Source organism: Corallococcus sp. AB011P (assembly GCF_003611605.1).
GTDB lineage: Bacteria > Myxococcota > Myxococcia > Myxococcales > Myxococcaceae > Corallococcus > Corallococcus coralloides.
Window position 1 is genome coordinate 22,067 of the sequence record NZ_RAVX01000037.1, and the last position, 12,819, is coordinate 34,885.

Consider the following 12,819-nt stretch of genomic DNA (forward strand, 5'->3'; position numbering starts at 1 on the left):
CCAGTTGCGCCCGGGGGAGCAGTCCATGAGGCAAGAGAGTCGAAGCGGGCTGGCGTGTCTGGCCTTGGGCGTGGTGCTGGCATTGGCCGGCTGCGGTGGGGCGCAGCAATCCAAGGAGGCGGAAGGCAGCGCGCAGGCGGTGGTGACGCTGCCGCAGGCCCTGAGCGCTAGCGACGTGGTGAGGGTGGAACTCACGGTGTCGGGCGCGGGGATGACGACTCGCACGGACGCCCTGGTGAAGACGGGCGGGCAGTGGGGTGGGGTGCTGGGCCAGTTGCCCGCGGGCACCGGCCGCACCTTCAGCGCCCAGGCCTTCGATGCCTCCAACACCGTGCGCTACGCAGGCCAGGTGACGCCCGTCACCATCCAGGCCGGGCAGACGACGGCGGTGACGCTGCTGCTTCAAGAGTTGAATGCGCCGGCGCCCTTCGAGAACGTGGCGCCGCGGATTCTCTCCCTGGTGGCCAGTCCCGGCACCGTCGCTCCCGGCGGCCAGGTGGCCCTGCAGGCCACAGCGGAGGACCCCAATGCGGGCGACACGCTTACCTACGCCTGGGCGGCCAGCACGGGCAGCTTCGGCGCCGCCTCCAGCCTCTCCACGGCGTGGACGGCGCCGGCCTCCGCCGGCCCCGTGGTGCTGACGCTGACGGTGACGGACTCCAAGGGCGCCTCGGCTGCCCTCAGCGTCACCATCACGGTGAGCACCGGAAACGGCAGCGCGGCCGTCAACGTGGACTTCAACACCTGGCCCCAGGTCGCCGGGGTAACGGCGCTGCCGTCCTCTGTCGCGGTGGGCCAGTCCACGCAGGTGACGGCCTCCGCGAATGACTCGGACGGGGACAACCTCAGCTACCAGTGGACGGCTGACTGCGCAGGCACATGGACGAATGCCACCTCCGCGAGCGCCAGTTTCACGCCCTCGGCCCAGCCGTCGGGTGGCACCTGCGCGCTCACCGTGACAGTGCATGATGGGCGGGGAGGGCAGGGCACGGGCAGCTTGAGCATCTACGTAGGCCCGCCCACGACGGCGCGCTTCCCGCCCGAAGTGGTGGAGACGTTCCAGTCCGTCACCTCGGTGCCGCCAGCGGGGGGCACCGTCGTCTTCCGGGTGAGAGCGAGCGACCCGCAGAGCAGCGCGCTTTCCTATTCCTGGACGGCCAGCGTCGGCACCCTCGGCGTGCCCAGCAATGGCCCCACCCAGAGCGCGGTGATGTGGACCCCTCCGGCGTGCGTGGTCAGCGGCAACACGGCCTCCATCACCGCCACTGTCACCAATGCATTCAACCTGACGACCGTGACGGGCTTCACGGTGTCAGGGTTGTCGCTCTGTGGGGGATGGGCCGCGACGGGAGCCATGACCTCGCCCCGCAGCTTCCACACGGCGACGTTGTTGAAGAACGGCACGGTGCTCGTCGCGGGGGGACGCAGCGCGGCCAGCGGCAGCTTCCTCTCGACGGCGGAGGTCTACGACCCGGTTTCGGGCACCTGGAGCGCGACCGGACCCATGGCTTCAATTCGCGAACTCCACTCGGCCACGCTCTTACCCAGCGGCAAGGTGCTTGTCGCGGGGGGATACACCGGACTTGGACGGACAGCGACAGCGGAGGTGTACGACCCTGCTTCGGGTACCTGGAGCGCGACCGGCCCCATGGCCTCGATTCGCAGCAACCACACGGCGACGTTATTAACCAGCGGCAAGGTGCTCGTCGCGGGGGGATACGGCTCGAGTAGCAACAACATCGCGACAGCGGAGTTGTATGACCCAGCATCAGGCACCTGGAGCGCAACCGGCTCCATGACCTCGCCTCGCCGCGACCACAAGGCAGCGCTGCTGCCTGATGGCCGGGTGATTGTCACAGGGGGATGGAATGGCTCTGGAGGCATCCACGCTACAGCGGAGCTGTACCACCCAGCATCGGGGGGCGGCTGGGGCTCGGCCGGCGTTATGGCCTTGCCTCGCGTTGCCCACACAATGACGCTGCTGAATGACGGCAAGGTGCTCGTCGCGGGGGGATACGGGAACGGCAGACACCACGCGACGGCGGAAGTGTACGGCCCCTGGCGCGAGGCAGGCTCGATGGCCAGAACTTCCGTCTCTCACACGGCGACGTTATTGAAGAACGGCAAGGTGCTCGTCGCGGGGGGAGAAGGGGGCGCCTCCTCCTCCGTCGCGACGGCGCGCGTGTACGACCCTGCCTCGGACACCTGGAGCGAGACCGGCTCCATGGCCTCGCCTCGTCGCGGTCATACCGAGACGCTGATTCCGAACGGCAAGGTGCTGATCTCTGGAGGACTCAACAGCGAGGGCTACCTGGCAGCGGCGGAGCTATATACGCCCTGAGCTCTGCGAGCCCTGACGGCCTGTATCCACTGAGCGCTCGGCGCAAAGTGCTGGTCACGAAGGTGGTCATCTTCGAGAACAGACAGCACTTCGTCTGGTTCTCCAACCCCGCGGAGGTGGTGCACGAGATGAAGGCCTTCCTCGGGCAATAGATTGGCCGGCCGGCTCCGCCTAACGAGGCGCGCACGTCGACGCAACAAGGTCCGCGCGGACCGATGTGGCGCGAGGCTGACTCAGGGGCAGGTGCACGGGCCCTGCTTGTAGAGTCTTGCGCTCCTCTCCTGGGAAGGCGCACCCGTCCGGCATGGGCGCGGATTGCCTCTCGGGGAGGACCATCCAGCTGCACAAGGGGGAGAAGTCCATGAGACAAGAGAGTCGAAGCGGGCTGGTGTGCCTGGCTTTGAGTTTTGTGCTGGCATTGGCCGGCTGTGGTGGGGCGCAGCAACCCGAGGAGACGGAAGGCAGCGCACAGGCGGTGGTGACGCTGCCGCAGGCCCTGAGTGCTAGCGACGTGGCGCGGGTGGAACTCACGGTGTCGGGCGCGGGGATGACGACTCGCACGGATGCCCTGGTGAAGACGGGCGGGCAGTGGGGTGGGGTGCTGGGCCAATTGCCAGCGGGCACCGGCCGCACCTTTAGCGCCCAGGCCTTCGATGCCTCCAACACCGTGCGCTACGCAGGCCAGGTGACGCCCGTCACCATTCTGACTGGCCAGACGACGGCTGTGACGCTGCTGCTGCAGGAGGTGAATGCGCCGGCGCCCTTCGACAACGCGGCCCCGCGGATTCTCTCGCTGGTGGCCAGCCCCGGCACGGTGGCTCCGGGTGGCCAGGTGGTCCTCCAGGCCACCATGGATGATCCGAACGCCGGGGACGTCCTCACCTCCGCCTGGACGACGGCCTCGGGCAGTTTCAGCGAGCCCTCCAGTCTCACCACCACCTGGACGGCCCCCGTCTCCGCGGGTCAGGTGATGCTGACGTTGACGGTGACGGACTCGAAGGGCGCCAGTGCCTCCCTCAGCGTCACCATCACGGTGAGCACCGGCAACGGCAGCGCTGCCGTCAACGTCTCCTTCAACACCTGGCCTCGGGTGGTCGGCGTGACGGCCCTGCCTTCCTCCATCGCCGTCGACCAGACCACCCAGGTGACGGCCTCCGCCAGCGACGCGGATGGGGACAGCCTCAGCTACCAATGGACGGCCAACTGCGCGGGCACGTGGACGAATGCCGCTTCCGCCAGCGCCAGCTTCACGCCCTCGGCCCAGCCCTCCGGCGGCATCTGCACGCTGACGGTCCTGGTGCAGGACGGCCGGGGCGGGCAGGGCACGGGCAGTCTCACCCTCTACGTTTCGACGTCGCCCACCACCGCGCTCTTCCCGCCCGAGGTGGTGGAGACGTTCCAGTCCGTTGCCTCGGTGCCCACGGGCGGCGGCACCGTCGTCTTCCGGGTGAAGGCGAAGGACCCGCAGGGCAGCGCGCTCAGCTTCACCTGGGCCTCCAGCGCGGGCTCGCAAGGCACTGCCACCAGCACCGCCACCACCAGCGAGGTCCTCTGGACGGCGCCCGCGTGCGTGCCGCTGGGCAACCCGCCCTCGATGACGGCCACTGTCACCAATGCCCTGGGCCTCTCCACCTCTTACGTCTTCTCACTCCAGGGTGGCTCGGCCTGCGCTTCAAACCCCGGAGTTCATCTGGCGGCGGGCCACCATACTCTCGCCGTGAAGCAGGACGGCACCGTCTGGGCCTGGGGGAACAACGGCAGTGGCCAGTTCGGGGATGGGACAACCACGAGCCACCTCACGCCCGTGCAGGTGCCGAGCTTGACGGGCGTCGCGGCTCTCGCTGGTGGCTTCTACTACTCGCTCGCCGTGAAGCAGGACGGCACCGTCTGGGCCTGGGGACGCAACGACCAGGGCCAGCTCGGCGACGGGACGAGGACGGAGCGCCATACGCCCGTGCAGGTGCCGGGCCTGACGGGCGTCACGGCCGTCGCTGGTTGCCTCTACCACTCGCTCGCATTGAAACAGGACGGCACCGTCTGGGCCTGGGGGAACAACGGCAGTGGCCAGTTCGGGGATGGGACAACCACGAGCCACCTCACGCCCGTGCAGGTGCCAGGCCTGACGGGCGTCGCAGCCATTGCCGCTGGCCGCGACCACTCTCTGGCGCTGAAGCAGGATGGCACCGTCTGGGCCTGGGGCTACAACGGCTTCGGCCAACTCGGGGATGGGACGACGACAGATCGCCACACGCCGGTGCAGGTGCAGGTGCAGGGCATGACGGGCGTCGCGGCCATCGCTGTTGGCGTCGACCACTCGCTCGCCTTGAAGCAGGACGGCACCGTCTGGGCCTGGGGCTACAACTTCAATGGCGAGCTCAGCGACGGGACAGGCACGAACCGCCACACGCCCGTGCAGGTGCAGGGATTGACGGGTGTCGTGGCCCTCGCTAGCGGCCTTTCCCACTCGCTCGCCTTGAAGCAGGACGGCACCGTCTGGGCCTGGGGCTACAACGGCTATGGCCAACTCGGGGATGGGACAGGCACGAACCGCCACACGCCCGTGCAGGCGCAGGGATTGACGGGCGTCGCGGCCCTCGCGGGTGGCTACGCCCACTCGCTCGCCGTGAAGCAGGACGGCTCCATCTGGGCCTGGGGCGACAATACCTATGGCCAGCTCGGGGATGGGACAGCCGCGCACCAGGTCACGCCGGTGCGGGTGCCGGACCTGAGCCCCTGACGAGGCGCAGGGCGCTTGCGTTTGGCAGGCGCCCTTGGGCGGTACATTGGCTTGTCACAGGGCCCGCAGCAGCCCGACTGCGGCACCGCCCAGCACCAGCCATGCCGAGTTGACCCGCCAGCGGAGCAGCAACACCGCGCCGAGCACGGCGAGAGCCACCGTCCAGCCATCCACCAGGGCCGCGCGGCCCAGCTGCCACGTCACCACGGCCATGAGGGCCAGCGAGGCCGCGTTGACGCCATCGAGCACCGCGCCCGCGGTCCTGGACCTGCGAAGCCGGGGCACCAGGGGGCCACTGAGCGCCACGAAGACGAAGGCGGGCAGGAAGATGCCCAGCGTCGCGAGCCCCGCGCCGGGCACGCCGCCCACGAGATAGCCGATGAACGTCGCGGTGGTGAAGACGGGGCCCGGGGTGAACTGGCCCACGGCCACCGCGTCCAGGAGTTGGGCCTCGGTGAGCCAGCCCCAGCGCTCGACGAGGTCCGCGCGGAGGAAGGCCAGCAGCACATAGCCGCTGCCGAACAGCACGCTGCCGACCTTGAGGAAGAACAGGAACAAGCCCCCGAGGCTGAACGGGGCGGACGCCGTGGCGGTGACAGCCGTCACGCCATGCAGGGCCAACGGCGACAGCGCGAGCATCGACGTGGGAGCGGGTGCCGACCGCAAGTGGAGCCAGGCCGCCAGGGAACCTCCGGCCAAGGCCAGGATGAGCAGCTCGTTGACCCCAAGCGCGCTCGCCACGGCCGCGCCGACTGCCACGATGGCCCGGGGGCGAGTCGTGAGGGCCGTCTTTCCGAGGCCCCACAGGGCCTGGAGCACCACGGCCAGGATGACGGGTTTGACGCCGTACAAGAGGGCGCCGGCTTGCGGCAGGGTACCGAAGCGCACGTAGGCCCACGCCGCCGCGAGCGTGAGGAGCATCGCCGGGACGATGAAGCACGCGCCGGCCACGAGCAGCCCGGGCCAACCAGCACGCCGGTGGCCCAGGTGGATGGCCAGCTCGGTGGAGTTGGGGCCGGGGATGAGGTTCGTGGCGCCCAGCAGGTCGAGGAACTCCTCACGGGGCAGCCAGGCCCTCCGGCGCACGACTTCGTCTTCCATCATCGCGATGTGAGCAGCAGGGCCCCCGAACGCGGTCAGCCCCAGCCGGAGGAAGACCCGCGCGACCTCGCCGAGCGAGCCTCGAGTGACGTCGCCGGAATGCGTTGAGTCCATGCGCTGCGGGAGCCTCGTGATGAACCGGAATCGCGGTGGATGGTGCCACAGCGCCGGGCAGGGGACAGGCCCCAATGAACCCCAGCCAGTCTCCCTGGAAGGTCAGGCCGCGACGTCAATCCAGAGCCGAGCGCCGCGAACCCCAACAGCTGGGCGCCGCCGCGCACCATCGCACGGCGACCGAGCTTCACGCCTCGCCCCTTACCGGCTTCGTCGCCCGAGCAAGCGCCTCGACCATGCGCGGTCCGGCCGCGAAGCCGCTCGCGAGCACTTCAAGGCCGGCGCTGCCACGGAAGAGCACGGTGGGGAACCCGCTCACGCCCAGGGCCCTGACCTCCTGGAACTCGTTCGCCGTCGCCCGCTTCGCGTCCGCATGGTCGAACCGGCTCAGGAACACCTTGAAGTCGAGTCCGTGCGCGGCGCAAACGCTCTCGTAGAAGGACGCCACGGTCGGGTCCTCCCCATCGGCGTAGAACTTCCGCTGGATGGAGGCAAACACGTCGTACGCGCGCGTCTCCGGTCCCGGCATTTCCTTGAGCATCCCGCGCATGACGAGGAACGCGCGGCACGCAGGCTCGGTGTCGTAGTTGAACTCCGCCCGGTCGAGGAACCGGGTGGAGAACGGCTGTCCGGTGCGCGCGGCAATCTCTTCCCAGTGGTGGCGCAGGAAGCCTTTGAACCGCTCGTTCCAGGGATCCCCGCCTCCCGCACGGAGCCCGCCCACCAGGACGCGGAAGGGGATGCCCCTTCGGTTTGCCTCCGCCTCCAACTGGCGGAGGCCGGGCGAGCCTCCCCAGCACCAGGAGCACATCGGGTCCCCCACATAGAGCACCTCTCCCACGGGCCCCTCGGCGCTCGACCCGGCGCTCTTCTGCGCCGCGCCGGGGAGCGCGCACGTCCCAGTCTCGGGGTCGCACAGCGCCTGCACGTCAGGGGGCGTCTCGTTCTCGTTCCTGGGGGTCTTCATGGCCATCTCCGGGTGGCGTCACCGCACTGCCACGCCCCGAGAGATAGCCCCAGCCCCCTGCGTTGACGACGCCCGCGGACGCGCACAGCATGTGCGTTCATGCACATCGCCTGGGACGACCTGCAGACGGTGGAGGCGCTGGTGCGCACGGGGAGCGTCGTGGGCGCGGCGCGCGAGCTCTCGCTGCGCCACTCGTCCATCTCGCGACGGGTGGACGCCCTCGAGCGCGCGCTCGGGGTGCCGCTCTTCCTGCGTGGGGCGACGCTGCGCCCGACGCCGCTCGGCCTCGCCATCGCCGAGCGCGCGGGCCGCATGCACCCCCACGCCCTGGATGTGGGGGCACTCATCGAGGAGCAGCGCCGGGCGCGCGCAGGCCGGCTCGTCATCACCACGAACGAAGTGCTGGCGTCACTGCTGTTCGGCGCGCTGCGCACGTGCGGCTTCACGCAGCGGGTCCAGGTGCGCATCTCCGAGAGCGAGCTGGCGCTGGAACCCGGGGTGACGGATCTGGCCTTGCGGCCGAGTCACACGCCGGGCGGTGCGCTGCGGGGACAGCAACTGGGGAAGCTGCGGCTCGGAGTGTTCCGGGCGCGGGCAGCCAATCAGGACACGGCGGCCTGGGTCCTGCCATCAGGGAACCTGCGCACCCGATCCTCCATGCGCTGGTGGAAGGCTGTCCCCGAGGACGCGGAGTCCCTCGTGGAGTGCGACACGCTGCTCGGCATCAGGGATGCCTGCGTCGCGGGCTTGGGGAGGAGCGTGCTCCCGGCGCTGCTCGCAGAAGGGGACCCGCGCCTGGTGCTGGAGAAGGAGCTCCCGGGCGGCCCACCGGTGTGGCTGCTGTCCGCCGCCACCCGGCGCGCGGACGCGGCCCTCCGGCGGGCGCGGGAGTCACTCGCCGAAGCACTCCGGAGCGCCCCGGGCGTGTGGGAGACATGAGGTCCTTGTTCAGCCAGGGCTGCAAAATATAGCAAACGCCAGTGCAGCAGCCGGCGCAGGAGCCGTCGGCGTATCCGGAACCCTGGCATGACTCCACCGAGGGCACTTACGGTGGGCAGCGGATTCCCTTGCATCAATTTCCACCGCGCGGGCTCACCTCCGTGAGTGACGGTGCGTGCTCCGAAAGGGGGAGTCGCCATGCACCGGCAGCACTGGCCCGAAGACCCATGGGGGGCGATTGGGCTGGCATCCGTGCTCCGCGCGGCTGGAGCTCCTTGGAGGCAAAAATGAAGCACTTCGGATTGTGGGTTGGACTCGTCATCACGGGGTTGGTGGTGGGGTGCGGTCCCGTTGGAACGGAGGGCCCGGGAATGGAGGACTCCGCCGAGGCGCAGCGCTACACCCCGGAGCAGGTCAATGCGCTGCTGGCAGAGACGCCGAAGCCGGACGAAGCGATGCTCCAGGCGCTCGCCGCGGCCTGCCAGCCCACGAACACCAACAGCTGCGTGAATGCTGGCTACGGCGCCTGTGGCAACTGGTCCGCGTACGCTGCCTGTGGCGAGCTGTCCTCGTGTAATTTTGCCGGCTGCCGGACCCGCGTCTGCGACAATGGCCCCTGCTATTTCGAGTACCTCGGTTCGGAGACCCAGGGCAACAACCGTTACCGCGTGTGCTTCAACGCCGTGGGCCAGTCCTGCACGGAGTTCGAGCAGACCACGACCACCGTCTGCGGCTGCGCCGAGTTGTAATCTCGTCCGTCGGCCCTGTTCGCGGCCCGGCTCCTCGCACGCGGGGCCGGGCTGTCTTTATTCCAGGCCGAGGCCAGGATGACGGGTTTCACGCCATCGCGGGGCATTCAACTCAGGCAGGGCGGTTACATATAGCAGAAGCAAGTGCAGCAGCCGGCGCAGGAGCCGCCGCTATACCCGTTACTCTGGCATGACCGGTCGCAGTTCTCTTTGCACTCATACGGCGCCGCCGGCGCCGCCTCGGACGTGGCAAATGCCTGGGTGGCACCGAACGACACGACAAAACCAGCGGCGACGGCGAGCAGCAACTGTCCTGCCTTCTTCGCGGAACGAATCACTGTGACCTCTCAGGGTGGGATGTCAGCCATTTGGAACGGCGCGGGGACTACACCACGCCTGCCCATCCGGGTTCAAACGGGCCACTCCTGACTCTATGCAGAAGCCAACGCCTTCTGCGGTCGCTGGAGCTGAAGCGGCTTGAGCAGACTGAGCTGGCCATTCACCTGGGCCACCAACGTACCGGCTGGCCCGGGCTGCTGGTGGCCGGAGTGTGCTTCATCGTCCCGGCAATGCTCCTGACGCTTGCGGCGGCCTGGGCCTACGTGCGTTTTGGCACCCTGCCGGCGACCGTTTCGAAACCTACGGCCGTGAGGGGCTGCTACCTAAAGCCTCACGAAGTGGTTGTCATGGATAACCTCAGCGTCCATCACCGGCCGGCAGTCGAGCAACTCATTCGCAGTCGCAAGGCCGCGCAGGAAGGAGGTCCGCGCGGACCACCGTGGCGTGGGCCCTGACTCAGGAGCAGGTGCACGGGCCCTGCTTGTAGAGTCCTGCGCTCCTCTCCTGGCACCGCACTCGTCCGCGTCGGCGCGGATTGCCATTCGGGGAGGCCCATCCAGTTGCAGACGGGGGAGAAGTCCATGAGGAAAGAGAATCGAAGCAGGCTGGCGTGTCTGGCGTTGGGCTTGGTGCTGGCGTTGGCCGGCTGTGGTGGGGCGCAACAGCCGGAGGAGGCGGAAGGCAGCGCGCAGGCGGTGGTGACACTGCCGCAGGCCCTGAGCGCCAGCGACGTGGCGCGGGTGGAACTCACGGTGTCGGGCACCGGCATGACGACGCGCACCGACGCGCTGGTGAAGACGGGTGGGCAGTGGGGTGGGGTGCTGGGGCAGTTGCCCGCCGGCACCGGCCGCACCTTCAGCGCCCAGGCCTTCGATGCCTCCAACACCGTGCGCTACGCCGGCCAGGTGACGCCCGTCGCCATCCAGGCCGGACAGACGACGGCGGTGACGCTGCTGCTCCAGGAGGTGAATGCGCCGGCGCCCTTTGAGAACGTGGCTCCGCGGATTCTTTCGCTGGTGGCCAGCCCCGGCACGGTGGCCCCGGGCGGCGTGGTGGCCCTGCAGGCCACCGCGCAAGACGCCAACGCGGGCGACACCCTCACCTACGCCTGGACGGCCAGCACGGGCAGCTTCAGCGCCGCCTCCAGCCTCTCCACGGCCTGGACGGCACCGGCCTCCGCCGGCCCGGTAGTGCTGACGCTGAAGGTGACGGATTCCAAGGGCGCCAGCACCTCCCTGAGCGTCACCGTCACGGTGAGCACCGGCACCGGGAGCGCGGCGGTGAATGTCACCGTCAACACCTGGCCACAGGTGGCCACAGTGACAGCCCTGCCGTCCTCAGTGGCGGTGGGCCAGTCCACCGCAGTGACGGCTACCGCGAGCGACAACGACGGGGACAGCCTCAGCTACCAATGGACGGCCTCGTGCGTGGGCACGTGGACGAATGCCACCTCGCAGAGTGCCAGCTACACCCCTTCCGCCCAGCCCTCCGGCGGGACCTGCGCCCTGACGGCGACGGTGCAGGACAGCCGCGGGGGGCAGGGGACGGGGACGCTCACCGTCCACGTGGGCCCGCCCACCACCGGGCGCTTCCCGCCCGAGGTAGTGGAGACATCCCAGTCGGTGGCCACGGTGCCGACGGCGGGCGGCACCGTCGTCTTCCGGGTGAAGGCGAAGGACGCCCAGGGCAGTGCCCTCAGCATCTCGTGGGCCACCAGCACCGGCACGCTGGGCACCGCCTCCAGCACCGCCACCACCAGCGAAGTCCTCTGGACGGCGCCCTCCTGCGTCCCCTCGGGCGCGACGGCCTCGGTGACGGCCACTGTCACCAACGCCCTCGGCCTCTCCACCCGCTTCGCCTTCGCCCTCCAGGGCGGTGCCACCTGCGCCGCGAGCAGCGGGGCTCGTCTCGCCGCTGGCCAGTTCCACACGCTGGCCTTGAAGCAGGACGGCACCGTCTGGGCTTGGGGAAACAACGGCGAGGGCCAGCTCGGCGACGGGACAACCACCGACCGCCTCACGCCCGTGCAGGTGCCGGGCTTGACGGGCGTCGCGGCCCTCGCTGCTGGCCTTTCCCACTCGCTCGCATTGAAGCAGGACGGCACCGTCTGGGCCTGGGGTCACAACGGTCACGGCCAGCTGGGCGACGGGACAACCATCCGGCGCCTCACGCCCGTGCAGGTGCCAGGCCTGACGGGCATCACAGCCCTCGCAGGGGGCGGTTCCCACTCGCTCGCTTTGAAGCAGGATGGCTCCGTCTGGGCCTGGGGCTTCAACAGCCAAGGCCAGCTCGGCGACGGGACCGTCACGCACCGCCTCACGCCGGGGCAGGTGCCGGGCCTGACGGGCGTCGCAGTCCTCGCCGCTGGCACCTACCACTCGCTTGCCTTGAAGCAGAACGGCACCGCCTGGGCCTGGGCGATCAACGGCAATGGCCAGCTCGGCGACGGGACCACCACCCAGCGCCTCGCGCCCGTGCAGGTGCCGAGCTTGACGGGCGTCGCGGACCTCGCCGCTAACAACCACCACACGCTGGCCGTGAAGCAGGATGGCACCGTCTGGGCCTGGGGCTACAACAACAATGGCCACCTCGGCGACGGGACCACCACCCAGCGCCTCACGCCCGTGCAGGTGGCGGGTTTGGCGGGCGTCGCGGACCTCGCCGCTGGCAACCACCACTCGCTGGCCGTGAAGCAGGACGGCACCGTCTGGGCCTGGGGCAATAACTCCTACGGGCAGCTCGGCGACGGGACCACCATCCAGCGCCTCACGCCCGTGCAGGTGGCGGCTTTGGCGGGCGTCGCGGACCTCGCCGCTGGCAACCACCACTCGCTGGCCGTGAAGCAGGACGGCACCGTCTGGGCCTGGGGCAATAACTCCTACGGGCAGCTCGGCGACGGGACCACCACAAACCGCCTTACGCCGGTGCGGGTGCCGAGCCTGAGCCTCTGACTGGAGACGGTCGGCGAGGAGTACCACGCCGCGATGACGAAGCTGGAGACGCGCTACCGGCTCGCCTTGACGACCGCGGCCCCCGCGAAGCTCAACCCGGTTAGTTGACCGTTAACCGGCCAATCCGCCCGCGGGCGTCTGCGCAGAAGGGCCCAGGGGGAGGGAAGGGCGAGCCTGGGCCGACCCAGGGGACACTCACGGTGCTTGTGGGCAGTGCTTCCTGCAGTCGTTGTCCGGGCGCCCGGTCCACGCGATGCTCAATCGCGAGGGGCGTGCAAACCCACCCCATCGGGTCGTCACGCTCCCGTCCAGCTCCGACTGACACCACCGCGCCCATCGAAGCCGGGCGGGGGCTCATCCACGCCCCGTCCAGATGGGGCGCGGCGAGCTGTTACCCATGGGCTTCCCTGGTGGTCTCCGCATTCCTGTAGTTGCGTCAGTCCATGCGAAAACCCCTCCTCCTCTGCTTGCCGCTGTTCGCCTGTGTGACGACGAAGTCCGTCCCGGTCCCGGCTTCTGCCGACTCCAGCGCGTTGCATCAGGTGAAGCGGGTGAAGGTGGCCGAGGGGGTCGAGCTCGAG

General features: G+C 69.4%; 7 protein-coding genes. 5 read left to right on the forward strand and 2 right to left on the reverse strand.

What is annotated here, in order from left to right; genetic code table 11:
- Positions 1-25: 25 nt before the first annotated feature.
- Positions 26-2,341 carry a kelch repeat-containing protein gene (locus D7X30_RS40470; RefSeq protein WP_120568328.1) on the forward strand — a complete coding sequence of 772 codons (2,316 nt, stop codon included), beginning with the start codon at positions 26-28 and terminating at the stop codon, positions 2,339-2,341.
- Between the two features lie 361 nt (positions 2,342-2,702).
- Positions 2,703-5,078 (forward strand): kelch-like protein, encoded by a 2,376-nt coding sequence (locus tag D7X30_RS40475; protein WP_120568329.1) that lies wholly within the window; start codon positions 2,703-2,705, stop codon positions 5,076-5,078.
- 54 nt (positions 5,079-5,132) lie between these two features.
- Here D7X30_RS40475 and chrA read toward each other — a convergent pair whose 3' ends face one another.
- A complete protein-coding gene (gene chrA / locus D7X30_RS40480) occupies positions 5,133-6,293 on the reverse strand; it encodes a chromate efflux transporter (protein WP_120568324.1) in 1,161 nt (386 codons plus the stop codon).
- 187 nt (positions 6,294-6,480) lie between these two features.
- Entirely contained in the window at positions 6,481-7,260 is a 780-nt protein-coding gene (locus tag D7X30_RS40485) for a DsbA family protein (RefSeq protein ID WP_120568325.1), read from the reverse strand.
- A 99-nt stretch (positions 7,261-7,359) separates the two neighbouring features.
- On the opposite strand from D7X30_RS40485, the gene D7X30_RS40490 reads away from it, so the two are divergent.
- From D7X30_RS40490 to D7X30_RS42505, 3 genes are all read left to right on the forward strand, one after another.
- Positions 7,360-8,199, forward strand: a complete 840-nt coding sequence (locus D7X30_RS40490) for a LysR family transcriptional regulator (protein WP_120568326.1) — start codon at positions 7,360-7,362, stop codon at positions 8,197-8,199.
- Positions 8,200-8,486: 287 nt separating this feature from the next.
- A complete protein-coding gene (locus tag D7X30_RS40495; protein WP_147443433.1) occupies positions 8,487-8,948 on the forward strand; it encodes a hypothetical protein in 462 nt (153 codons plus the stop codon).
- 920 nt (positions 8,949-9,868) lie between these two features.
- Positions 9,869-12,238: an REJ domain-containing protein gene (locus D7X30_RS42505; protein WP_233592103.1), complete on the forward strand. Its 2,370-nt coding sequence runs from the start codon at positions 9,869-9,871 to the stop codon at positions 12,236-12,238.
- Positions 12,239-12,819 lie beyond the last annotated feature (581 nt).

Excerpts from the sequence above, each read along its gene's own strand:
- D7X30_RS40485 (WP_120568325.1), bottom strand. The coding sequence starts at position 7,260 with ATGAAGACCCCCAGGAACGAGAACGAGACGCCCCCTGACGTGCAGGCG.
- D7X30_RS40495 (WP_147443433.1), top strand. The coding sequence starts at position 8,487 with ATGAAGCACTTCGGATTGTGGGTTGGACTCGTCATCACGGGGTTGGTG.
- D7X30_RS40470 (WP_120568328.1), top strand. The coding sequence starts at position 26 with ATGAGGCAAGAGAGTCGAAGCGGGCTGGCGTGTCTGGCCTTGGGCGTG.
- D7X30_RS40475 (WP_120568329.1), top strand. The coding sequence starts at position 2,703 with ATGAGACAAGAGAGTCGAAGCGGGCTGGTGTGCCTGGCTTTGAGTTTT.
- chrA (WP_120568324.1), bottom strand. The coding sequence starts at position 6,293 with ATGGACTCAACGCATTCCGGCGACGTCACTCGAGGCTCGCTCGGCGAG.
- D7X30_RS40490 (WP_120568326.1), top strand. The coding sequence starts at position 7,360 with ATGCACATCGCCTGGGACGACCTGCAGACGGTGGAGGCGCTGGTGCGC.
- D7X30_RS42505 (WP_233592103.1), top strand. The coding sequence starts at position 9,869 with ATGAGGAAAGAGAATCGAAGCAGGCTGGCGTGTCTGGCGTTGGGCTTG.